Raw genomic sequence first — 24,618 nt, forward strand, 5'->3', positions numbered from 1 at the left:
CAAGGCACATGAACCAGGACGATATCCAGCTCATTTTCCTTCAGGAATGCGACGAGGGCCTTGCCAGCGCCGAAACAGGCCTCATCGCCTGCCAGTCCAATCCGCAAGACAGCGACGCCATCAACGGCATTTTCCGGGCGGTCCACTCAATCAAGGGCGGGGCAGGGGCTTTCGGCTTCACCGCGCTTCAGCACTATACGCACAAGTTCGAAACCGTGCTGGCCCAGGTCCGCGATGGCGACCGGCCGCTCACGCCGGAACTGCTGACTGTGCTGTTCAAGTCCTTCGACATACTCACTGACCATGTGAATGCCATCAAGGGCGATTGCGATACGCCGGACGACGCGGACATGAGCCGCCAGCTTGAGGAAATCGCCGCTAATCTTGACACGGTTGCCACGGCGACGGTCGAGGATGCGGCGGAGGCGATCGCGGAATCTGCTCTTCCCGAAATAACCGGTCTTGATTTCGATCTCGACGGCCTGCTGAGCGCGCTTGATCAGCCGCAGGACGCCATGGCGGCAGCACCGGTGGCGAAAGAATGGCTGGTCACGGTCCGTCCGTTGCCCGCCGCGCTTGTGAATGGCAGCGAGCCGTTGCTGTTGCTCCGCGAGCTGGTGGACCTTGGCGCCCGTTGCGTACATGTGAATGTCGACGATGTGCCCGATCTTGACGCCTTCGATGCCGAGGCAGCCTATCTCGAATGGCACTATCGCCTGCCGATCGGCACCGCGCGGAGCGACATCGCCGACATTTTCGATTTCATAGGCCCCGCGATCGAGCTCAGTATCGATGAGGCCGATGCCGAACCGGTAATGGAAGAGCCTGAACTAGTGACCACAAGGCTCGCGGCGGCTGAGGAGATTGCACCTCCTGCCGTGGAGGCCGTTCAAATGGATGCACCTGTTGCCGCCATTCCGGCTCCCAAGGAAGAACTGCCGGTTTCGGGCAGCGCATCCGCCGCTCCGCCGCCACCTTCCAGCAAGGCGGGACAGACCATCCGGGTCGATCTCGAAAAGCTCGACCGTCTGGTGAACACTGTGGGCGAACTTGTGATCACTCAGGCGATGCTGGCGCAGCAATTGTCCATGCAGGGCCTGTCGCAAATCGCAGAAGTGGCGGACCTCGATCATCTGACGCGAGAGCTTCAGGATTGCGCGATGTCCATCCGCGCGCAGCCGATTCGCTCGGTCTTCAGCCGCGTTCCCCGTATTGTGCGTGAACTTGAGGCTGAAACCGGGAAGCGGGTCCGGCTGGACATAGAGGGCGAGGGGACGGAACTCGACAAGACCGTCGTGGAACGCATTGGCGAGCCGCTGACGCACCTGATCCGCAACGCAATCGATCATGGCCTGGAATCTCCCGAAGAGCGCGTCGCCTCCGGCAAGTCTGCCGAGGGGGTGGTCCGCTTGACCGCCGAGCATCGTGGCGGACGGATCCTGATCTGCGTTTCGGACGACGGCCGGGGCATCAATAGGGAGCGTGTCTTTGCGAAAGCGGTCGAGCGCGGCCTGATCGCGCCCGATGCGCAGCTTTCCGATGAAGAGATCGACAACCTTATCTTCGCACCGGGCTTTTCCACTGCGCAGGTCGTTTCCAATATTTCGGGCCGCGGCGTCGGCATGGATGTGGTGCGGCAGAATGTTCAGGCGCTCGGCGGCCGCATCAGCATCGCCTCGCGTCCTGGCCATGGCAGCACCTTCACTCTGGCCCTGCCGCTGACCCTTGCGATTGCCGACGGCATGATCGTGGGTGTGGGCGAAGAGACGCTGGTGGTGCCGCTGACGCACATCGTCGAGAGCCTTCGTCCCGGTCCGCAGGAAGTGCGGCGGCTTGGCGGCGGCAAGTTCATGCTGAATGTTCGCGGCCAGTTCCTGCCGGTCCAGCATGTCGGCAGCCGGCTTGGCATCGAAGGATCGGAAACCGATCCCACACAGGCGGTGCTGATCGTCGTCGAATCCGAGACGGCAGGACATTCCGTGCTGATGGTCGATGCCATCAAGGATCAGCGCCAGGTGGTGATCAAGAGCCTTGAGACCAATTTCCAGCAGATCGATGGCGTCGCCGGAGCCACGATATTGGGTGATGGCCGGGTGGCCTTGATCCTGGACGTGGAAAGCATGGTTGCGGCCGAACTTGGCCGCGCGAGGCTGGCCGAAGCGGCATGAGCGCCCTCGCGTCAGCAACGAGCCCGTTCGGGGGAGCAGTCGATTTCGACTATAGGCGGGAGGATTTTCAGGCGCTGTCGAAGCTCGTCTATGCCGATGCCGGTATCGTGATGCCGGAAGGCAAGGCAATGCTCATCTACTCCCGCCTGACGAAATTCCTGAGGGATCGGGGATGCGCGACTTTCGCTGAATATATCCGGCTGCTGAACGGCGATGCGGAAGAGCGGCGGCGGGCGATCAACGCCCTTACCACCAACCACACCAAATTTTTCCGCGAAAACCATCATTTCGATCATTTCGCGCGCGAAGTCCGGCCAAGGCTTGTCAAGCGAGCGCTGGCCGGGGGACGCGTGCGGATGTGGTCGGCTGGCTGTTCCAGCGGCGAAGAGGTCTATTCCCTGACCATGACGCTTCTGGGCGAAGACAAGAGCATTGCCCGGCAGATCGCGGCGACCGACACCGCCATTCTGGCAAGCGATCTCGCCGATCATGTCATCGAAGCTGGCAAGGCCGCCACATATCCGGCGCATGTCGCTGAAGAGATGCCGCCAAGGCTCCGGCAGAATTGGGTTAACGCCAACGGCAGCGAGATCGTCATGTCCGCCCTGGTTCGGAACATGGTTCGCTTCCGGCAGCTAAATCTCCTCGGGAACTGGCCGTTAAAAGGCATGTTCGACGTCATTTTCTGCCGGAATGTCATGATCTATTTCGATGAACCGACCAAGGCCAAGCTTCTCCAGCGTCTCTGCGAGGTGCTGGAGCCCGGTGGCTTCCTTTACATCGGCCATAGCGAGCGCCTTGTCGGATCGGGCGCGCAGGTCTGCGAACCGGTCGGCCCCACCATCTACAGAAAGCACGGCGCATGACTGTAAGAGCACTTGTCGTCGACGATTCACCCACGATGCGGGCGCTGCTGAGCGCCAGCCTGAACCGCGATCCAGATATTGAGGTCGTGGGTGTTGCCGCCAATGCCTTGGAGGGGCGGCAACTCATCAAGGATCTGGACCCTGACGTGGTCACGCTGGACATCGAAATGCCGGGTATGAGCGGTCTCGACTTCCTGGAAAAGATCATGACCCTGCGGCCAACGCCGGTGGTGGTCATTTCCGGCCTTACGCACAAGGGCGCCGAAACCACGATGCGGGCGCTCGAGCTTGGTGCAGTGGACTGCTACGCAAAGCCCCAGGGGCCGTTCAACGACAATGAGCTGTCCTATATCGTGCGCCAGGCTGCGCGCAGCCGGATCCGCCGTCTGGAACCGAAGCAGCCCGTCGCGCGCTCGCAAGCGGAGTTCCGGCCCAATGGCAATGTCATCGCCATCGGATCGTCCACCGGAGGTGTGGAGGCGCTGATCCAGTTGCTTCAGGGCTGGCCGGTCAACTGCCCGCCGACGCTGATTGTCCAGCACATCGGCTCAAGCTTTTCCGGCGCGCTCGCTTCCCGGCTCGACAGCCATTGCCCTGCCAAGGTGGTGCTGGCGCAGCCAGATCAGTTCCTGGAAAATGGTCATGTCTATGTTGCTCCGGGCGGCAGTCACCTTACGATCCATTCGGCCCAGCGGAGCTATTGCCGGATGGTCGATGCCGAGCCCGTGAGCGGGCATAAGCCGAGCGTCGACATGCTGTTCGGCTCGGTGGCCAAGGTCATGGGTTCTCGTGCAGTCGGCATCATCCTGACCGGCATGGGCAGCGATGGGGCGCGCGGCCTCATGGAAATGCGCAGTGCCGGGTGCGACACTTTTGCCCAGGACAAGGATAGTTGCGTAGTTTACGGCATGCCCCGTGCTGCGGTGGAGATGGGGGCGGCCAGCCATGTGCTGCCGCTCTCGGCTATTGCCGGACAGGTCATTGCAAAATGTCATTGTTGACCCGCCCCCGCGCCGCCGACGCCCGGCCATCTGAAAGGCGTATCAATGTCATCCAGGGGACGACCCAGGTCACCACCGATCCGGCTGTGGTCCTGACGACGGTCCTGGGAAGCTGCGTCGCTGCCTGTCTGTTCGACGGGCTCGCGGGCGTGGGGGGAATGAACCATTTTCTTCTGTCCGAACCGCGCGGCGGCGAACTGGCCTTTGGCGAGCAGTCCGAACGCTATGGCGCCTATGCCATGGAACTGCTGATCAACGAGATGCTGAAGGCGGGTGCGGCTCGCGGGCGGATGAAGGCGCATCTTTATGGCGGTGCGAACATGCACACTGGAATGCAGAAGATCGGGTCCGCCAATGCGCGGTTCGCCATCGATTTCCTGGCGCGGGACGGCATTCCGCTGACCTTCAGCAACCTGGGCGGGAATGCGGCCCGGCGTGTCGATTTCCGCGCGGTCAAGGGGCAGGCCAGATGCCGCGTCCTTGCCGAGGAAGTACCGGCCGAAATCAGGCCGATCATCACTCAAGCTGCGTCCGTCGGCGACGTCGAGCTGTTCTGACAACGGAGAAACCCATGACTGCCGTAACAAAGATACTGACGGTCGATGACAGCCCCAGCATGCGGATGCTGTTGCGCATCGCCCTCACTGAACATGGCTATGAGGTGGCCGAGGCTGAGGATGGCGTGGCTGCGCTTGACTGGCTGAAAGCGAACACGCCGGACATGATCATCACCGACATCAACATGCCCCGCATGGATGGTTTCAGCCTGATCGACGCTGTACGCGCCGATGGCCGCCACCGCGACCGGCCGATCCTGGTGCTCTCCACGGAAAGTTCGGAGGAGAAGAAGGCACGCGCTCGTGCGGCAGGCGCCACCGGCTGGATCGTGAAGCCCTTCGATCCGGCAAAGCTAGCCGCCGCTGTCCGCCGCGTCTGTCATTAAAATCAAAAGTAGAGGGGGCCAAATCATGTCCAGCCAGCTTATCACCTTCCAGATCGGCGAACAGTTTCTGGGCGTCGACATCATGGCCATCCGCGAGATCCGCGCATGGTCGCCAACCACGCTGCTTCCCCACGTTCCCGATTATGTGCGGGGCGTCATTAACCTTCGCGGTAATGTGCTGCCCGTGATCGACCTCGCCGCTCGCCTCGGCTGGGGCCTTACCGAGCCTACCGGCCGCCACGTGATCATTGTGGTCCGTATCGCCGAGCAGCTTCATGGCCTGATCGTCGATGCCGTTAACGACATCGTTACTGTTGATGAAGAAGCAATGCAGGCGCCTCCCAGCCTTTCGACCGACAGCGCGTCGGCTTTCCTTAAAGGGCTGGTGGCCGTGGAGGACCGGATGGTGATGGTGCTGTCGCTCGACAATCTGGCGGCGGAAGCCCGGCATATGATCACCGCCGAAGCCGCCTGACCGATTGAAGTTTAGCGTCCGCAGAGTGCACAGGGGAAAGCAGAAATGAGTACACGGGTCCTGGTCGTCGACGATTCCATCACCATGCGCGCGCTTTTTACCGATGTGCTGGAACGGACCGAGGGGATCGCCGTGGTCGGCGCCGCCGCCAATGCCGATGAAGCCCGCGACATGATCGCTGAGCTGAAGCCGGATGTCCTGACGCTGGATGTCGAGATGCCCGGCAAGAGCGGCCTTGAGTTCCTGGAAGAGCTGATGGCAAGCAAGCCCATGCCGGTGGTGATGCTGTCCACGCTGACGCAGAAGGGGGCCCAGACCTCATTCAAGGCGCTGGAACTGGGAGCCGTCGACTGCTTTCCCAAACCCCAGCAGGCAACCCCGGCCGAATTCGACAAGATCGTCGATAAGCTCGGAAAGCTGGTCATCGCGGCGGCAAGCGGCAAGGTGAAGGCAAAGACCGCCAAGGAGGCCGCTCCCGCCGCTGCCGCCATTTCGGAACGCGCCTATCAATGGAATGGAAAGCTGGTCGCGATGAGCGCCTCCACCGGCGGCGTGGAAGCCATTTCGGAATTGCTGGCCTCCTTCCCTGCGAACTGCCCGCCGACCATTGTCTTGCAGCAGATGGAAGCAGGCTTCGCCGAGCCGTTCACCGCCAAGCTCAATGACAAGATCAAGCCCAATGTGGTGGTTGCCACCGATGGCGTGAAGCTGGAGCAGGGTACCGTCTATGTTGTTGCCGATCCCGAAAAGCATGCGGTGATCGACCGCTGGCCCGAGGCCTCCATCCGGTTGCTCGGCAATGATCCGGTCCAGGGCTTCCGCCCATCAGCGGACCTTCTGTTCGCGACGATCGCCAAGACCGCTGGAGCAAATGGGATTGGGATGATCCTGACCGGCATGGGCCGTGACGGCGCCAATGGTCTGAAGGCATTGCGTGGAGCGGGGGGCAAGACTTTCGCCCAGGACAAGGATAGCTGCATGGTCTATGAGGCCGCCGGGGCCGCCGTTGCGCAGGGCGCGGTTGAACAGCAACTGCCGCTGGACGGGCTCGCAGCCGCCGCTCTTGGCGCCGCAGGAACCCTTGCGAAGGCTGCCTGACCATGAAGCAGGATGGGAACCTTACCGCCGCGGCCGATGCGGCCACGGATGATCTTGCGGTGCTTCGTGCGATCGCTGCCGAGCTGGAGGCTTCCCGGCAATGCCTGGAGCAGCTCGGCATGACATTATGCCTGGATCCCCATCTGGTGCAGCGGCATTTACCCGCATTGCAGGGCCTTGATGAATTGGGTCAGCGCCAGACCTGCCTCGCGGAGGTCTTGAGGTCCGCTGACATGGGAGGGGCAGTGACCCGCATCCCGCTGGACACATTGCGCGACCGCATGATCGGCCATCTCTCGGGTGCGAACGGCGCCTGATTTTGCCGCTTTTCCAATTATGTTGAGGGGCAAAGCCGCCTGAAGTCTGCGAAGTCGTTTGCGGCACCGATACGAATTAACGAAATAGCAGTATAGCACTCTTGGTCATAATCTAAATGATTAGGTCGGCCATTGCGCATGCGACTCATGGATTATGCTGGTTTTCGCAGCAGAGGTTATGCGTTCGTCGGGCGGGGCTGTTCTATAGCAACTAGAACGCATGATATAGTAAATCGAAAATAAACTATATCTAACGTCATATATCATAGGATTCTTGGGAAAAATTTTCTGCCGATTCCGACCGTTAACCCTAATTGGAGATGACTCCCTCCGGTTAATACAATATTAGGGATTTGTTATTGGCCGCTCGGGGCGCTGGCTAATATCGCTTTTGTGCGAAGCGTCGGGGGGGCCTGGCACTTCCATGCAAGTCGGATTGAGTGGAGGGAACGAAGGAAGGTCAAAGACCGCCTTCGCGCCGACCAGTGTTGACGGGGTGATCGCACGCCCTCGTCACGATTAGTCGCCCGTTCTTACGCCATTCCGAGTTGCCGCTTCGCGGAACTAAGGGGTGGGAAAATGGACATCGAGCGCAATGACGGCCGGGTGGCCGATGACGGCCTGTCGCCGCAATATGCCGCGACTTCCGAAGTGCAGGCCTTGGCCGCCGCACAGGCAGGGCGGATGCCGATGCCTGCAGATGCGAAGGTTGTATCCGCTGCCGCCGGTCCCGTGGTCCTGCCCGAAGGCGTCAATCTTGACGACATCAAGATTGCTGGAAGGGATCTGATCGTCACGCTGCCTGACGGCACGCAGATGGTCATCCTGGACGGGGCGGTCTTCGTGCCCCAACTCGTTATCGACGGCGTACAGGTGCCGCCCGCCAACATTGCAGCTCTTTTGATTGGGAATGAACCGCAACCTGCGGCTGGCTCTCCCCAAAGCTCCGGCGGCAATTTTTCCGCTGCTGAGGGCGACATTGGCGATCCCTTTGATCTTGGCGATCTGCTTCCGCCTACGGAACTGGCCTTTTCCCTGCCCGAGCAACAGGAAATCATTCCTGTCGTGGCGGACGAGGATGATGATGCCGCGCCGGCCATCCAGATCGTGACCAGCGATTTTCCGGCAGGGGCGACCGATGTCACCGACAGCGTGGATGAAGCCGGCTTGCCCGCTCGCGGGGATGAGCCCGCCGGGTCCAATCAGGCGGCCAATTCGGAAACCACAAGCGGTACGATCGTCTTCAGCGCGGCCGATGTCCCCGCCGTGGTGACGATCAACGGCACGGCCATCACTGCTGTAGGGCAGACAATCACCACCGGGCGCGGACTGCTGACCATTACGTCCATCGATGACGGCCAGATCGGCTATTCCTACATGCTGTCCGATAATGTGACGGGCGAGGCCCAGCCGGACATCTTCACCGTCATCGTGACTGACAGCGACGGCGATACGGCCACCGCTACCTTGACCATATCGATCGTAGATGATGCTCCCACGGCCCGCGCCGATACGGACGGCGTCGCGGCTGGCACTTATGGCCCGGAGAGCGGCAATGTCCTCACAGGCAGCGGCACGGCATCGGGCGTCGCGGGCGTTGACACGCAGGGTGCGGATGGCGCGCAGGTCGCCGGCGTCGCGGCCGGTGCCACCGGAACCAACCTGAATAACGCCGGGACAGTCAGCGCTCCCATACAGGGCCAATTCGGCGTCCTGACGCTGAATCCCGACGGCAGCTACACCTATGTCCGCAATGAAGGCACGCCGGGCGGCGTATCGGATGTCTTCACCTACACCATCAGGGACGGCGATGGCGATTTGTCGTCGGCCACGCTGACGATCGAGATCGGCAACAGCCCGGTCAGCATCATCTCCATACCGCAAGTTGGTGAGCCCGGCACGGTGGTGGATGAATCGGGCCTCGGCGAACGTGGTGAAGAGCCCGAAGGCTCCAATGAGCCCGCCGAAGTCGAATTGACAGAAGGCACGATCACTTACTCAGCGCCGGACGGTCCTGCCGTCATCAGCATCAACGGCACAATCATCACGCAGGCTGATCAGCCGATTGCCGGCGAGCATGGCATATTGAAGGTCACCGTTACCGACGGTCAGATCAACTACAGCTATGAGGTCACCGACAACGGCACTGGCGACAATGTAACGGACAGTTTCACGGTCACCGTGACCGACGCGGACGGCCAGGCGCAGTCCAAACCGCTCGTAATTTCCATTGTCGATGACGTTCCCGAGGCCGTAGCGGACACGGCCAATGTAGATGAAGGCGCAACGCTCTTTGTGGAGAAGGCCTCCGGCGTTCTTCTCAATGACGTACCGGGAGCAGATGGGTTCGCCGCGGGGGGCGGCGTCGTCGGCGTGCGCGCAGCAGGAAACGACACCACCAGTGAGGTCATTGGTGGCGTCGATACCGCCATTGTGGGGCTTTATGGCACGCTGACGCTGCACGCCGACGGAAGCTACAGCTATGCTTCCAAACCGAATGCCGTGCCTGCCCAAGGCGCGTCGGACGTGTTCGTCTATACCATCGAGGATGGCGATGGCGACCATTCAACTGCAACGCTGACAATTGACGTCGCAGACACCGGGCTTGCCGCGAGGACCGAAAACGCCACCGTGGATGAGGCCGCCCTCAATGGCATCGGCAGCAATCCCGGCAGCGCCGCCGAGACCGCAACCGGAACATTGGCGGACAATCTGAGCGGGGGAACCGGTCCCTTCACCTTTGCCCTTACCGGCGACGGTGCAGGCCAATATGGAACACTGACGCTCAATTCCAACGGCAGCTACAGCTACACGCTCAACAGCCCGGTCGACGGGGTGACCGCCGACGATGGGGCTCTGCCGGTGAATGGCGCCGAGACCTTCGAATTTGAAGTGACGGACGCCAACGGCAACACGGCGAAAAGCACGATCACGATCAATATTATCGACGATGTGCCGTCGATCGAAGCAACCGGCGCGGTGCCATCACTGACGGTGGATGAGAGCGATCTTTCGGTTGATGCAAGCGCCAGCTTCGTCAATGTCTTCACGTCGGGTTACGGTGCAGATGGCGCGGGGAGCGTCGTTTACACTCTGGGTATCAACCAGGGCGCGACGGGTCTTATTGACAGCCTTACCGGTGAAGCCGTCGTGCTCAGCCTGGAAGGAGGGCAGGTCATCGGCCGTACTGAAACCACTCACGAACTCGTGTTTGTGGTTTCCGAGAATGGCGCAGGCGAGGTCTCGCTCGATCAGAGGCGAGCCGTTGCTCATGATGTGGATGGCTCGACATCCGCCGATCATGACGATGCGAAGTCGCTGGCAGCCGCCAACCTCATCACGTTGACCGCTACCGTGACCGATGGCGATGGCGACACGGCTACGGCCACGGTTAACATCGCCGACAAGCTGAGCTTTAAGGATGATGGTCCGGTTGCGAACAATGATAGCACTGGCCTGACGGAAGGCGGTGCTTCCTCCGTCACCTTCGACGTGGACAGCAATGACGCGCCTGGGGCTGATGGCGCCGGCAGCAGGGACTTTACCAGCCTTGCTGGCACCTATGGCAATCTGACACTCAACCCGGATGGGACGCAAACCTATACGCTTACGGCCGCCGGACAGGCAGCGATCGATGCACTGGCACCGGACGCAAAGCTGACCGACAGCTTCAGCTATACGTTGACGGACAAGGACGGCGACACGGATACGGCGACGTTGACCGTAACGCTGACAGGTACGAATGATCCGGTGCGCATCACCAACCTGACGTCTGCCGTAAATGGCGGCGATGCATCGGTTGATGAAGACGATCTTCCCACCGGGACGGACACCAGCAAGGAATCGCTCACCCAGCAGGGTGATTTTACGATCAGCGCTCCGGACGGGATCGCGAACCTTTCTGTTGGCGGGCATCCGATCATCGTCAACGGCACGTTCACGGCGACCAGTTTTACTACCGGTCTTGGCAATATACTGTCGATTACGGACTATGATCCCTCCACGGGCGTGGTGACCTACACCTATACGCTGGCTGCCGCAGAGTCACATGGCTCAGGGAATGGCGAAAACGCCCTGTTCGAGAATTTCGCGGTGTCGCTCAAGGATTTGGACGGTGACAGCGCCACGGACCTCCTTTCCATCAAGATCGTGGACGATGTTCCCGAAGCCGTTGCTGACAGCGGCAAAGTGACAGAGGGTGCCTTGCTGACCGTGAACGCGGAGGCAGGTGTCCTGTTCAATGACGTTGCCGGAGCCGATGGCCTCGCATCCGGGGGCGCTGCAGTCGTCGGCGTGACCGCCGGCAGCAACACGGCCAACCCCGTTGCTGGGAATGTCGGCGTCGCCGTCACTGGCGCATATGGCACGCTGACGCTCTACGCTGATGGCCATTACACCTATCAGGCGAATGCAAATGCGATTTCGTCAAATGCGACGGACACCTTCGTCTACACGATGGCGGACGGTGACGGCGACAAGTCGACGACCACTCTGACCATCAACCTGGCGGATGTGACTCTGCTTGCCAATGACCAGACCAAGACCGTCTATGAAGCCGCGCTCGATACGACCACCAGCGGCAGCGATCTAGGCCATGGAACGGTGACGGGCAGCGGCCCCTCGCTGACGACCGAGACGGCGACCGGTACGCTGGCCGTGGCCGGGGCAACTGGCTATACCGCTTATAGCCAAGCTGGCACGCATGGTTTTTTCCAGCTCAATGCAGACGGGACCTACAGCTATACTCTGACCTCGCCGGTGGACAATCTCCCGCACGCCAATGACGGTGTGGAGACCGCAAGCGGTGTGGAAAGCTTTAGCTATACCGCGCATGACGCCAATGGGAACACCGTCACCGGCACGATTACGATTGATGTTGTGGACGATGTTCCGGTTGTAACGGCTTCGACCGACGCCGCGTTCGACGCAACGCTGGTCGCGAACGGCACGTTTGCATTCGACATCGGAGCGGACGGATATGTGGGCGGAACCAATCCGGACACATATCTCGATGTGGCGCTTTCGTCAGGGGCGATTGGCGATGATCCGATCACGATCACTCAGCAGCCGGCCTTTGTCAGCAATGTGGGCGGGGTGGTCACCTATGGCTTCACCTTCACCTATGACAGCGATCCGCTGACCGCTGGCGTACAGTCGAAGGAAATCGACGGTACTATCGCCTTTGACCCGGCCAATGACTCCTACTCGGTCACGATCTCCGAGCCGATCGAGTTCACGTCCTTTGTTCAGACCAAGCAGGCGATTTCCATTACCGGCTATGATGCTGAAGATAACCTCAACACGCAATCACAGCAGGAGGTATCGGTCTCAAAGCTATCCGATAGCTTCTTCGTGCAATTTAGCGGCTATCATGGAACAAATGCGAGTCCGATGGCCTATTCGGGAGGCGCTAATGGCTCGTTCAGTGCCCCTGTCAGCTATGTTTCCATCAGCCAGACATCAAATGGCGTTGCCAGCGATACGATAGCCCAAAAAGACATTCTGGACATCAACTTCTACCAGAGCAATCCTGGGGGAGATCTTGTCGCGGTAGACGAACCCAAGGCAACTGCAGATTCTGTATTCCTTCAAATTGACCAATTTGGTAATTCTGAAGATTTTGTTGTTGTTTTGAAACTCGTTGATCCAGCAAATCCCGGCACCGTTATCTACCGGACAATGATTGCTGATCATGGCGATTTTTATACGAAAGACACGGGGGCGCCGCAGGGTTATAGCTTTACCTTTGACAATGATGACGCTGTCCTTGTCATCGAACCCAATGACTATCGGCTTTCCACCGATACCGTAGATTATGTCATCGTCGGCATGCAGGTGGTTTCTTCCACGGAAGGGCTTACCGGTTCTGGATATAATTTGAACGGAACGGTCGGGGACAATGGTGGTCTTGCGAGTCAAACGCTGGTTGCGTTCAGCAATTTGACGTCCGATCAGGACGTCACCAAGATCGTCAATATCGGCATTTCCCAAACGATCGTTTCGGAAGAGCCGCTTGAACTGAACTTCTCGGTAACGGTCACAGACTCCGACGGAGACAAAACCGCCGCGACGGAATTGACGGTTACGCTCGATCCGGCGGGGCTCCCTGTCGCCCTCGACCTCGACAATGACGGCGTCGAATATCTCTCCCTTACCGCCGGAGTCACTTACGACTATGGCTCGGGCGAGGTGCAGACGGCCTGGGTTGCGCCGGATGACGGTCTGCTGGCCCATGCCATTGGCGGCAGCTATGACATCGTCTTTGCCGACGATGCAGCGGGAGCGACGACCGATCTGGAGGGCGTCCGCCTTGCCTATGACAGCAATGGCGACGAATTTTTCACGGCCGCCGATGCTGCCTTTACGGAGTTTGGCGTCTGGCAGGACGGCAACAGCAACGGCGTTGTCGAGGCTGGCGAATATCAGTCGCTGACGGCTCTTGGCATCAGCAGCATCGATCTCGTCTCCGACGGTCAGGGCCATATGGCCGCCAATGGCGACGTGCTGGTGCATGGTGAGGCGACCTATACCGTCAATGGCGAAACCCGCACTATTGCGGATGTCAGCTTTGCGACCAGTGGCACCACGAGTGCGCAGCAGGATGAAAGGGCGCTGCTCAATACGGGCCTTAATCAGGCGCTGGTTGCGGCTAGCCTGATTGCGACGGTCGAGCAGGCTGCGGCTGAAACTTCCGGCAGCGACACCTCGACCGCCGAGCAAGGTCAGGATGTGGCCGCTGTCGCGCCCGCGGAAAGCAGCGAGGCGCCAACGGTCACGGATCAACCGGCTGAAGAAAGCTCATTGCTCGCTGGATCTTCCGGCGATCAGTCGTCAAGCACCTTGCCCTCGAACGAGAGCCACCAGGTGCAGCCGGAGGCCGAAGACGACCGAAGCTCGCTCAGCGCGCCGGCCGGTGATGGGCATGCAACCGAGAGCTCCACGCCATTGCAGGACGACCAACCGGTAACGGCCGATGCTCCGCCTCCGCCGATGCCGGTCGACCTGACGCCCATGATGATCGCGGCGGCGCAAGTGGCCGAAGGAGAGCAACAAGCGGCACCCGAAGCGCCGGAGGCTCTGCCTGCGATCCTGGCGGATGCGCTTTCAGGTGGCGTGAGCGATGGCCCGAATATCGACGCCTTGCTCGATGCCCTGCCGCAGGTTGAGCAACCGGCGGGGCAGCCCGTCGCTGCACCGGTCACCGAAACGGTGCACGACTTCGCCTTGGCGGCGCCCGCTTTCCACTTCGATCTAGCGATGATGAGCCATGACGCCGTCGCCGCAACCACGCATGCATGATGAAGACGCATTGATCTGCATATGACAGGGGGACAAGAAATGAGGATTTTGCTGCTAGGCATGGCAGCCGTGACAGTGGCACCACTGCTCATGGCCGCACCGGCCGCCCACGCAGTCACGCGCTCGCCGCTTCTGGATCTGGGCAAGAGCGAACTTAAGGGCGAAGTGCGGACCCGCTATGATGCGGCGCTCGCCGCCACTCGCGCCGACGATGTGCGCCGGGGCGAAGATGCGCGCTTTACCTGGGCGTCGGAGGCAAAGGTACAGTGCGGCATCGCGCTCGGTTTCCTGAAATCCGGCAAGGTGGATGAGGACAGCGTCAACCGCTGCGATGCATTCTCCGCTCGTCTCGCCGCGCCTCCGCCTGCTCCGGCCATGCCGGGAGCTCCAAGCGCATCAGCGAACTGCCCGCCGGAAATGAAGGCGCTGGTCTTCTTCGATTGGAACGCTGACGCGCCCCTTCCCGAAGCGGGCGGCACGATAAGCCAGATCGCCGATCAACGCGCGGCTTGCGGCTGGACCAAGTTCAATGTCGTGGGGCACACCGACAAGTCGGGCACCGACCTCTACAATGAAGGTCTTTCCACGCGCCGCGCCACCAATGTCGCGGCCATGATGGCTCAGGCCGGCATCGCTTCCGGCGACGTCGCCACCGAGGCGCGGGGCGAGAGCCAGGTAATGATCGAGACTGCTGACGGGGTACGCGAGGCCCAGAACCGCCGGGTGGAAATTGTCGCCGTCACAGGCGGCCAGGTTATGGGAGGCGAATAAGATGACTGTCGGCAAAAAGCATAAATGGCTCCTGGCGGTCCCCGGTGCTCTCATTCTGAGCGTGACTGCCGCCCATGCTGAAATGGTGGACTTGAAGACCGCGGTGCAGGCCGCGGTGGATTCCCATCCGGAAATCAACCAGGCGATCCAGAACAAGGAAGCGATCGAGTTCGAGCGGGATCAGGCGCAAGGCCTGTTCCTGCCTCGCATTTCGGTTGAAGGCTCGGCGGGCGTCCGCAGGCTGGAGAACCGCACGCGCCGCGCGCTGAACCTCGAAGACCAGACGCTTTATCCGCTTGAAGCCAGCGTTTTCGGCGAACAGGTCCTGTTCGACTCCGGTTCGCGCAGTGCAGAGCTGAAGCGCCAGGCCGCGCGCACTGATGGCGCGGCGCTTCGGGTCGAGGAACGGTCGGAGTTCATCGCCCTCAACGTCGCCCGCCAATATCTTGACTATATGCTGCAGCAGCGCGTGGTTGCCGCGGCGGAGGACAATGTCACCTTCCATCAGCTTCTGGTGAACGACCTGAGGGAAGGGGTGTCTTCGGGCTCTATCAGCATCGCCGATCAGCAGCAGGCCGAGGAACGGTTTCAGGCCGCCAAGATCCGCAAGACGGAGGCCCAGGAAGACCTGAACAACGCCGCGATTTCCTTCCTGACTTTGACGGGTATCCCGATCAGCGAAGTGGCCATGCCGCAATCGCCGCGCGCTTCCCTGCCCGCGACGCTTGCCGACGCGATCGGCGCTGCTCGTGACCGCAGCCCCAAGGTGCGTGAAGCCCAGGCTGACGTGGACGCTGCCTATCAGGTGGTGAACAAGGCCGAAGCTGAGCTTGGGCCGCGCGTTTCGCTGGAGGGGCGGGGCCGGGTCGGCGAGGATCTCGACGGTTTTCGTGGCAACACCAATGACCTGCAGGCGCGGGTCGTTGTGACCTGGGACCTTTACAATGGCGGCATCAACCGCGCCAAGGTTCAGGAAATGACTCGCCGCGCAAGCGAAGCCCGCTTCCGCCTGCACCAACTGACGCGCGAAGCGGAGGAGGAAGTGCGGCAGGCCTGGAACCGCTGGCAGAGCGAAGGCGCGCGTCTTGCCGATCTTGAACAGCAGAGCAAGGTGTCGGACGATCTGCTGCTTTCCTACCGGGAACAGTTCAATGTCGGCCGCCGCTCGTTGCTCGACGTGCTCGATTCCCAGAACACCCGCTTCAATGTGCAGGTGCGGACGGAAACGTCACGGCTCGCCCAGCTCTTCGCGGAATATCAGATCCTGGCGGCGACCGACAATCTGATGGCGACGCTGGGCGTCACTCCGCCGTCGGGCGCCAAGACCTATGCTCGTGAGCGGTTCGATGTTCCCGATACGGAACCGGCTGAACTGCACCGCCGGCGCTATCCGCGCTGAATTGGCCCGGGGGGTGGAGAAATAGGATGAAACTGGGGGAGTGGGCCGGTCAGGAACTGGGACATCGCAGCAATGACGATGTTCTTGATTGCCTGGCGCATATCGCGGCGGTTTATGACCGGCCCTCTTCCCCGACGGTCATTCGGGCGGGGCTTTCGTTGACCGAAGACGGGCGCCTGCCTTTCCATCAGGCGGAGGCGGCGCTCGACCAGCTTGGCCTTGGCTGCGAACCGGTGGTCCGGCCGCTTGCCAAATGGCGCAAAAAGCATCTTCCGGCGCTTTTGAAGCTCGCCAATGGCCGTGCCGTTGTGCTGCTGGATATTGAAGGCGACGACGTCAAGCTCTTCATTCCCGGCCGGGCGGAGACGCTATGGACCCCAAGGGATGCGCTTCAAGATGTTTTCGGCGGCGACGCAATCGCGGTCTGGCCCGACCACCGCAAGGAAAGGGCGACCGAACTCTCCTGGGACCAGCAGGCAAAGAAGCACTGGTTCTGGCAGGAGGTATGGCGCGTCCGGAAATCCTTCGGCTTTGTGATCGCGGCGGCGACGATCATCAATCTGCTGGCCTTTGCCCTGCCGCTTTTCACGATGAATGTCTATGACCGGATCATCCCCAACAAGGCGACATCAAGCCTGTGGGTACTGGCTCTGGGTGTCGCGATGGCCTTCGCCATGGATTTCAGCTTGCGCATTGCCCGTGCGCGGCTGATCGACGAAACCGGCCGCAAGCTGGATGCGCGCCTGTCCCAGAAGCTGTTCGAAAAGCTGCTGAACATCCCGCTGGCTTCGCGCAAGGGCAGCACCGGCGCGTTCGTTCGCCGTGTTTCCGAATTTGAGCAGGTGAGGGATTTTTTTGCCTCGACGACGGTGGTGCTGGTCGTTGATCTCGCCTTCCTGTTCCTGTTCCTGGCGCTCATCACCCTGATCGCTGGCTGGCTGGCGCTGGTGCCGCTGGTTGCGATGGCAATCATGGGGACGGCCGGCTTCGCGCTGCAAAAGGCCATGGGCAAGGCGTCGCTGGAGGCTCAGGCAGACGCAGGGCTGCAGCATACAGCGCTGGTGGAGGCGGTCGGCGGCCTTGAAACGCTGAAGGCTTGCCGGGCGGAGGGGCGGATGCTTGGCCGCTGGCAGCGTTATTCGGAAATGAGCGCGGAGACGCAGGAAAAGCTTCGCCGCCTCACCACGATCAGCGTCAATCTGGCGTCGCTTTGCCAGCAAACGACCAGCATCAGCCTCATCATCGGCGGCTTTTATCTTTTCAATGCTGGCATCATTTCCATGGGCGCCATCATTGCGGTCGTGATGCTGGCGGGACGCTCATTGGCCCCGGTTGGTCAGTTCGCCTTCCTTTTCACCCGCGCCCGGCAGGCGTTCACCACGCTGGAAGGTCTCCAGGGGATGATGGAGCTCGATGATGAGCGGCAAGGGGGAGCGCGGAGCATCCTGCCGCAAATCCGCAATGGGGATATCGCCCTCGAACATGCGAGCTTCAGCTATCCCGAAAGCTCGCTTCCGGCGCTCAACGACATTTCCCTTCGGATCGCACATGGGGAACGGATCGGCATCATCGGCAGGGTGGCCTCGGGCAAGTCGACCCTGGGCCGGCTTCTTTGCGGCCTTTACCAGCCGACCGATGGTGCCATCCGCATAGACGGGCTCGACAGCCGCCAATATCATGCCCATGAGATCCGTTCCGCCTTCCGCTTCGTCGGCCAGGACGCTGTTCTTTTCAGCGGATCTATCCGCGAGAATCTGATGCTTGGAGCGCAGGAAGCGGATGAGCGGCGGCTGATCGACGCGCTGGCCAAGTCGGGCGCCGGTCATTTCTTTGCGGGGGACGCGGGCGGCTTTGACATGCAGGTCGGCGAGCGGGGCTCTCGCCTGTCGGGGGGGCAGCGCAGCTTCCTGGTTCTTGCCCGCGCGCTGGTCGAGCCGTCGCGCATGCTGTTCCTGGATGAGCCCACCGGCGCCATGGACAGCGGCACCGAGACTATGTTCATCGAGCATCTGAAAAAGGCGCTGATGCCGAAGCAAACCCTTGTGGTGTCGACCCATCGCAACGCCATGCTGTCGCTCGTGGACCGGTTGATCGTGATCGACGGCGGCCGGATCGTCGCCGATGGGCCCAAGGACAAGGTCCTCTCTTCCCTGGCCGGCAAGGCCATTGGAAACGCATCATGAACTTCGCCTGGCATAAAGTGAACATCATGCCCCTTGGGCTTTTGGGTCTTTCAACCGTGGCGGGCCTTTATATGGGGCTGGGCTATATTGGTGATATGGCCGCTCGTGCAACGCTGCAGCCCCTGACGGCGGAAACGGCGCCCGATCCCGACATTCATCGCAAGCTGGTTGCGCTGACCCACGAGGCGCGCAGCCAGGTGGTAAGCGAAGGCGACGCGGCCATCGAAAGCAATGAAAGGCTTCCCTTCTCCCAGGCGAAGATCATCGCCGCAGCGCCCTTCTCCGTCGCCCGCGCGCCGGAAGCGGAGCGCCAGAATGCCGAGCTCTGCATGACGCAGGCGATCTATTATGAGGCCGGGTTCGAACCGCTCGCGGGCAAGCGCGCGGTTGCGCAGACGGTTCTCAATCGCCTGCGCCACCCGGCATTTCCGCACAGCGTTTGCGGTGTCGTTTATGAAGGTGCGCGCCAGCCGGTGTGCCAGTTCAGCTTCACTTGCGATGGCGCGCTCGCCAGGAAGCCCGAGCCTGGGGCTTGGGCAGAGGCTCGTCAGGTCGCCCGTGCCGCGCTCAATGGCTATGTCGAGAGGTCCGTGGGGCTGGCGACGCATTATCACGCCAATTATGTGTTGCCGCGCTGGGCGCCGGAACTGGCCAAGATCACCCAGATTGGCGCCCATATCTTCTATCGCTGGCCGGGTGGCTGGGGCATGCCCCACGCCTTTGCTCAAGCCTATTCGGGCGTCGAGGCCGTACCTCTGTTCGATGCGGCCCCGATCGCAGAGCCGCAGATCGACTATCCGGCGGTCGCCGCCCTGCCTGAACGCCGGACTGAAAATGATGTCGGCGGCCGTGTCGATGTCAGCAAGGGCTGGAGACCAAACATTCCTGCGCCCTCCGCTAATTCCGGTGCGCTGGCAAAGGTTTATGCCGCGCAGTCCGTTACATCCGCAGAGGTGGTTACGCCATGATGTTGAACCCTGCCATGACAATGAACCGCCTGCGGTCGCTCGATGGCGCGCAAAGCGTGATCTTCGCCTGCGTCGCTGCCGTGGCGCTCCTCATATTGTGGGCGTCATTGGCCCGCGTTGACGAGGTGACGCGGGGGCAGGGGCGGGTGATTCCGTCCAGCAAGATGCAGATGGTTCAGAGTGCGGAGCCGGCGACCATCAAGGAGATATTGGTCCGGTCCGGCCAGCATGTTCGCAAGGGCCAGCTTCTGGTCCGCCTCGACGATACCCAATCCGCGTCTGAGCTTGGGCAGATCGCGGCAGAAAACAAGCTGCTTTCCGCACGCGCCGACCGGCTTTCCCGCGAGGCGTCGGGGCAGGCGGGTAGCTGTTCCTCGAGCGACAGCGTTCAGTCGGAAGCTTGTGCCGAGGAGGCCCGGTTACAGGCGGTCCGCCGGTCCGCCTTGCAGAGCCGGCAGTCGGCGCTTCAGGCTGCTGTGGAACAGCGCCGCCGGGAGTTAGGAGAAGCACAGGCAACCGTCACGAGCTTGCAGGGCAGCGTTGCCTTGGCCCAGCGGCAGGTGGACATGATCGAGCCGCTGGCACGCAAGAATATCGTGCCGCAGACCGAATTGCTCTCCGCCCGCCGCGAACTTGTCGATCTGCAGGGCCGCCTTGCGGCCGCGCGGGAGGGCGTGTCGCGCACCAGCGCGGGCGTTCGTGAGGCCATGGCTCAGGCAGCCGAAGCCAATTATCAGTTCCGCCAGGATGCGCTTAACGAGCGCAGTCAGCTTCAGACGAAGATCGCCGTCAATAGCGAGTCTCTCCGGGGAGCAGCCGTCCGGGTGCAGCGGGCCGAATTGCGCTCTCCGGTCGATGGCGTCGTGAACGACGTGCAGGTGACCACCGTCGGCGGCTTCGTGCAGGCGGGCCAGAAGATCATGCAGGTCGTGCCCCTTGGCGACAAGTTGCTGGTCGAAGCGCGCGTGAAACCAAGCGACATTGCATTCATCAAGGTGAACGACCGCGCCAATGTGAAAGTCACCGCCTATGATTTCTCCGTCTATGGCGGATTGACGGGCCGCGTGGTGCAGATTTCCGCAGACAGCATCTATGACGAGGTTGCGAAGGAGGCTTATTTCTCCGTCGTGGTAGAAACCGACCGCGCCTATCTGCTGTCCGGCGACCGGCGCCTGCCCATCACTCCGGGCATGATCTGCGATGTCGAGATCATAACCGGGCGCAAGTCGATTCTGTCTTACTTGCTGAAGCCGGTCATGAAGGCCCGTGCGGAGGCGCTGGAGGAAAGATAGGCGGGCCGCCGCTCGTCAGCGGTCCAAGGCTGCATAGCGCAGGTTATCGGCGGATGGCGCGGTCCTATAGCCATGTGTCCAGCGTCCATTGGCGTTGAACGTCAGGACCGGGCGGTAATCCCTGACCTGCGAGGTAGGGAGCACGCGGTCGGTCTCATTATCAAGCACCAGCAAATCGCCATCCACCGCGACCGCCAATATCGCGTGGTCGGCTCTTCTGACCAGATCGCGGGCAATGACCAGGAACATGGCGTTCGCCGGTACACCCATGGTGCGCAGGATCTGCATCTTGGCGATCGCATAGTCCTCGCAGTCTCCCCGAGCGCGCGACAGTGATTGAACCGCCGGAGCCCAATGGTCCGCTGTGCCATAGAGGCGCGCATCTTCTACATAGGAAATGTGTGCATTGACCCAGCGGTTCACGGCCCGGATCTGCTCCAGCCGGGCGAGTGAGCGGCTTTGCGCAATCAAAGTGGCCCAGGGGCCTGTAGCGGGCAGCGTTCCCGCAGCGGCATTTCTCCATTTCTGATCAAGAGCGGTGCGGGATACCGGCAAAGCCACGCTTCCGAACACATCCGGCTGTCCGGGGCGGATGGGATCCTTAGCAAAGATGCTGCCCGCTTCCGCCAAAATTGCCGGCTTAGATGATGCCTCCGGGCAATCTGCCTGACGAAGGATGGCCAGTGCGGCGGTTGGAGCGGGCTGACCTTGTTTGGCCTGGCGAAGGCGGGTTTGTTCCAGACGGCTGGTCGCCCCCTGCAATATGGTTTCGCTCTTTGTGAAAGTGGTGCTGGTTCCTGCGGCAGGCTGCACCCCGGCAATAGTTGTGCTGCAGGGAGCCGCGAGGGCGACAGGCGCCGGACCCATGACAGTCACCGTCAAGAGGATGGCGATGCCACCGGTCCGGATCGACCGCTTCCTGTTGAATAGCCGGGGGGAGCCAATTCGCTGCATGGGGCAAGGATGTGCCTCAACAGCTAAGAAAAGGTGAAATGAAAATTGGCTTTAATCGCTTCGTCGACAAATTTGCACGATACACCGTTGTTATAGGGGTCTGATCCTCAAGATATAGTTAATAATTTCGGACCAGAAATAATTAATGAGGTTCAATTCATGGAAAAATATTTATTAACCAAATACTGTTTCAATGGGCAATGATGCCGAATGTTTACTTGAGATTGCTAGATATGGTTAATATTTTATCGGGGTTGATTAGGCGGTTTCAATAAAAGGTTATGGATTTCCTTGCCCCTGTTTGGTAAAAGGCAAGTTTCTGGGAACGGGGGGTTTCCGAGTCGGGCAGGAGGGGACGTTGAGGGAGATTGGGGGAATACCCTTTCTGTTCGCTGAAAAGTGCACGATCCACCTTGGCCGTTCGCCGATCATCAGCGTTACCCTTGCCAGACTTGCTCTCCTCATAGCGCTCGCCAATGAAATGGCGCGGCTCGCGGAATTCGATCCCGCCATGCGGGGCATCGCCCAGGCGGCTGTTGCGGGTTATGCTGGCTGGAACCTGTTGTGTCTCGGTGGCTTGCTGGTCTTCACGCGCTATGAATTGCTGGCCCGCCCGCTGGTCCTTTTTATCGACTTTCTGATCTGCGTGACCTTTGTGGTCTTGTTCCGGCTGTTGGAACTGCCCGCGATCCTTGGCTGTCTATTGCTGCTGTGGGCCTGTCACGAGCGGCTGGGTAAGACCGCCTCCTCGATTGGGGCATTGACCTTCATCCTGGCTTTCCTGTTCCGGAACCATTATGAGCCGCTGGCTCAAGATTATGCCCGCCAACTGGCGAGTGATTATACCGACAGCGCGGCGATATTCATTGGCAGCCTTATCGCCTTGTCGGTCATCGGATCGCATCTTTATCAGGCTCATGTGAAGAGCTGGGGCGACCAGCTTCAGGCCGCAGGTGGAAATCTAAGCGATCCGCCCATGGAATTCCTGATGGAGCAGGTCCTTGCTTTCTTCCGGGGGCGTGAAGTCTGCTTCATCTGGGAAGACATGGACAGTCGGGCGCTGCATTGCGCCAATCTCACAATTGGCGCCGCTCCGGTTTTTCCCGTTCCCGATGAAGCCATGCGCCCACTGCTTCAGGCCAGCGTCCTTGAAGCGCCCTTTCTCTTCACGTCCTATTCCGACCGGCTGTTCTTCCGTAACAGCTTTGGCGGCCTCAAATTCGCCAATGCCCCAGATTATGTCGATAATCTCAATCAGACAGTAGGTTATAAGCGGGGCGCGAGCTTTGCGGTGAATGCGGGCGCACTGCGGGGCCGGTTCTTCATTGCGTGCAGCCATGGCTGGTCACCCAATTTCCTGACGCATTGCGAATTTGCTTCAGATAGCGTCGACAGCTTTTTTGAACGCTCCTTCTTCCTGGATGCCTGGCGCAACCGGGCCTTTTCCGAAGCGCGGCTCGCGTTGAGCGGCGATTTGCATGACAGCGTGCTACAGACCTTGGCCGCGATGCGGCTCCGCTTTTCGACTCTTTTGCCCAAGGTTCAAACGCTTCTTCCTTCGGTTGAACTGCATGACCTGAAGCGATTGCAGGACATGATCATTTCCGAACAGGGCCGCCTCCGTCAGCTTCTGAATGAAAGCAAGCGGACGAACGGCGTGTCGCAGAACCTGGCCGAAAGCCTGTCGAGCTGTGCCGAGATGCTCTCGACCCAGTGGAATATCGACTGCCACGCCTGCGTCGATCATCCGGATGTGGATATTGACCGTTCAACGGCAATCGAGGTGGAGTTTCTGGTGCGGGAGGCTGTGGCCAATGCCGTTCAGCATGCCTCCGCGCGGCAGGTCACGATCGCGGCGGCCCTACAGGATGATGCGCTGCTCATGGCCTTCCGCAATGACAGCAAAGCGGATCAGCCGGTAAACGGTCATGGACGCATGGACGGAATTCAGTCGCAGTCCCTTTCGCGGCGGCTGAAAATGCTTGGCGGAACGGCCTATTTCGACAATATTAACGATAAAGCGCTATTATCCATAAGAATACCGTTAAAACATGCGGAAAAGCGGGTCTGAAAATGGCAAATCTCCTTATCGTCGACGATCATCCCCTGTTTCTGGATGGGCTACAGCAGTTCCTTGGGACCAGCGGCCACCAGATCATCTCCTGCGCCCGGTCAGTGAAGGATGCGCTGTACAAGCTGCAGACCGAGGCGCCCGATGTGCTGATCCTGGATCTCAGCATGAAGGACGGCGGGGGTCTTGCCATCCTCTCGGCCATTCGTGAACAGGGCAATGACGTTCCTGTGATCTTCCTCACCGTCAGCATCAAGCCGGAGCAGACGATCGAGGCCCTTCGCCTGGGGATCAACGGCATCGTTCTCAAGGAAAGCGATCCGCAGGACCTGCTGACCTGTATCCAGGCGGTGCTCGCGAGTGAGAACCGGATCGATCCGGGGATCATGGAGCAAGCGCTTTTGCATTCCGTCGTCGCCAAGAACAAGGTGTCCTCCCACGAGGTCCTGACGGAGCGGGAAAAGCAGATCGCGGCACTTATCCGCGCAGGTCTGCGCAACAAGATGATCGCTGAAAAATGCGGCCTCACCGAAGGCACGGTCAAGGTGCATCTGCACAGCATTTTTCAGAAGCTCGGCGTCAAGTCGCGGGCGGAGCTTATCGTCAGCACGATGGGTGAGGGGGCCTGAGCGAGCGCCCGCTCGACCCAGCTTTAGCCTCAGGGACTCATGCGAGGATTTCCTGGACCTTCCCCTCTAATTTTACGTCACGAGATGGATTCCCGCCTTCGCGGGAATGACGGAAAAAGGGATGTGAGCTCATAATTGTGGAACAATCCTCCAAAGGGCTCTGGGGCCGGGCAGCATTGCCGCC

General features: G+C 60.6%; 17 protein-coding genes. 16 read left to right on the forward strand and 1 reads right to left on the reverse strand.

The window, feature by feature from the left end; translation table 11 throughout:
• Positions 1-8: 8 nt before the first annotated feature.
• The 14 genes from VJS46_RS05470 to VJS46_RS05535 all read left to right on the forward strand — a co-directional run bounded on the left by VJS46_RS05470 (position 9) and on the right by VJS46_RS05535 (position 20,780).
• On the forward strand, positions 9-2,168 hold the full coding sequence (locus VJS46_RS05470; RefSeq protein WP_324058335.1) for a chemotaxis protein CheA: 2,160 nt from the start codon (positions 9-11) through the stop codon (positions 2,166-2,168).
• On the forward strand, positions 2,165-3,034 hold the full coding sequence (locus VJS46_RS05475) for a protein-glutamate O-methyltransferase (RefSeq protein WP_324058336.1): 870 nt from the start codon (positions 2,165-2,167) through the stop codon (positions 3,032-3,034). The genes VJS46_RS05470 and VJS46_RS05475 overlap by 4 nt, the downstream gene beginning before the upstream one ends.
• Positions 3,031-4,035, forward strand: a complete 1,005-nt coding sequence (locus VJS46_RS05480) for a chemotaxis response regulator protein-glutamate methylesterase (protein WP_324058338.1) — start codon at positions 3,031-3,033, stop codon at positions 4,033-4,035. Before VJS46_RS05475 ends, VJS46_RS05480 begins: the two co-directional genes overlap by 4 nt.
• Positions 4,023-4,592: a chemotaxis protein CheD gene (locus VJS46_RS05485; protein ID WP_324058340.1), complete on the forward strand. Its 570-nt coding sequence runs from the start codon at positions 4,023-4,025 to the stop codon at positions 4,590-4,592. The genes VJS46_RS05480 and VJS46_RS05485 overlap by 13 nt, the downstream gene beginning before the upstream one ends.
• Positions 4,593-4,606: 14 nt before the next feature.
• Positions 4,607-4,978 carry a response regulator gene (locus VJS46_RS05490; protein ID WP_324058342.1) on the forward strand — a complete coding sequence of 124 codons (372 nt, stop codon included), beginning with the start codon at positions 4,607-4,609 and terminating at the stop codon, positions 4,976-4,978.
• Positions 4,979-5,003: 25 nt separating this feature from the next.
• Positions 5,004-5,453, forward strand: a complete 450-nt coding sequence (locus VJS46_RS05495) for a chemotaxis protein CheW (RefSeq protein ID WP_324058344.1) — start codon at positions 5,004-5,006, stop codon at positions 5,451-5,453.
• Between the two features lie 45 nt (positions 5,454-5,498).
• Positions 5,499-6,551 (forward strand): chemotaxis-specific protein-glutamate methyltransferase CheB, encoded by a 1,053-nt coding sequence (cheB, locus tag VJS46_RS05500; protein ID WP_324058346.1) that lies wholly within the window; start codon positions 5,499-5,501, stop codon positions 6,549-6,551.
• 2 nt (positions 6,552-6,553) lie between these two features.
• Positions 6,554-6,868: a hypothetical protein gene (locus VJS46_RS05505; protein ID WP_324058348.1), complete on the forward strand. Its 315-nt coding sequence runs from the start codon at positions 6,554-6,556 to the stop codon at positions 6,866-6,868.
• 579 nt (positions 6,869-7,447) lie between these two features.
• Positions 7,448-14,167: a DUF5801 repeats-in-toxin domain-containing protein gene (locus VJS46_RS05510; protein WP_324058350.1), complete on the forward strand. Its 6,720-nt coding sequence runs from the start codon at positions 7,448-7,450 to the stop codon at positions 14,165-14,167.
• A 39-nt stretch (positions 14,168-14,206) separates the two neighbouring features.
• Positions 14,207-14,938 (forward strand): OmpA family protein, encoded by a 732-nt coding sequence (locus VJS46_RS05515; protein WP_324058352.1) that lies wholly within the window; start codon positions 14,207-14,209, stop codon positions 14,936-14,938.
• Between the two features lies 1 nt (position 14,939).
• The gene (locus VJS46_RS05520) at positions 14,940-16,337 is read left to right on the forward strand and encodes a TolC family protein (protein WP_324058354.1); all 1,398 of its coding nucleotides are present in this window, start codon (positions 14,940-14,942) and stop codon (positions 16,335-16,337) included.
• A 26-nt stretch (positions 16,338-16,363) separates the two neighbouring features.
• Positions 16,364-18,520, forward strand: coding sequence for a type I secretion system permease/ATPase (locus VJS46_RS05525; RefSeq protein ID WP_324058356.1), 2,157 nt, complete (start codon positions 16,364-16,366; stop codon positions 18,518-18,520).
• Positions 18,517-19,488 (forward strand): cell wall hydrolase, encoded by a 972-nt coding sequence (locus VJS46_RS05530; protein WP_324058358.1) that lies wholly within the window; start codon positions 18,517-18,519, stop codon positions 19,486-19,488. Before VJS46_RS05525 ends, VJS46_RS05530 begins: the two co-directional genes overlap by 4 nt.
• 14 nt (positions 19,489-19,502) lie before the next feature.
• Positions 19,503-20,780 carry an HlyD family type I secretion periplasmic adaptor subunit gene (locus VJS46_RS05535; RefSeq protein ID WP_324058360.1) on the forward strand — a complete coding sequence of 426 codons (1,278 nt, stop codon included), beginning with the start codon at positions 19,503-19,505 and terminating at the stop codon, positions 20,778-20,780.
• A 15-nt stretch (positions 20,781-20,795) separates the two neighbouring features.
• On the opposite strand, the gene VJS46_RS05540 is transcribed toward VJS46_RS05535, so the two are convergent.
• Positions 20,796-21,734, reverse strand: coding sequence for a transglutaminase-like cysteine peptidase (locus VJS46_RS05540; protein ID WP_324058362.1), 939 nt, complete (start codon positions 21,732-21,734; stop codon positions 20,796-20,798).
• Positions 21,735-22,092: 358 nt separating this feature from the next.
• Between VJS46_RS05540 and VJS46_RS05545 the strand changes: the two genes are divergently transcribed.
• Together VJS46_RS05545 and VJS46_RS05550 are read left to right on the forward strand one after the other, a co-directional pair.
• On the forward strand, positions 22,093-23,805 hold the full coding sequence (locus tag VJS46_RS05545; protein ID WP_324058364.1) for a hypothetical protein: 1,713 nt from the start codon (positions 22,093-22,095) through the stop codon (positions 23,803-23,805).
• 2 nt (positions 23,806-23,807) lie between these two features.
• Entirely contained in the window at positions 23,808-24,434 is a 627-nt protein-coding gene (locus tag VJS46_RS05550) for a response regulator transcription factor (protein WP_324058366.1), read from the forward strand.
• Positions 24,435-24,618 lie beyond the last annotated feature (184 nt).

It is taken from the genome of Rhizorhapis sp. (assembly GCF_035276005.1).
GTDB lineage: Bacteria > Pseudomonadota > Alphaproteobacteria > Sphingomonadales > Sphingomonadaceae > Rhizorhapis.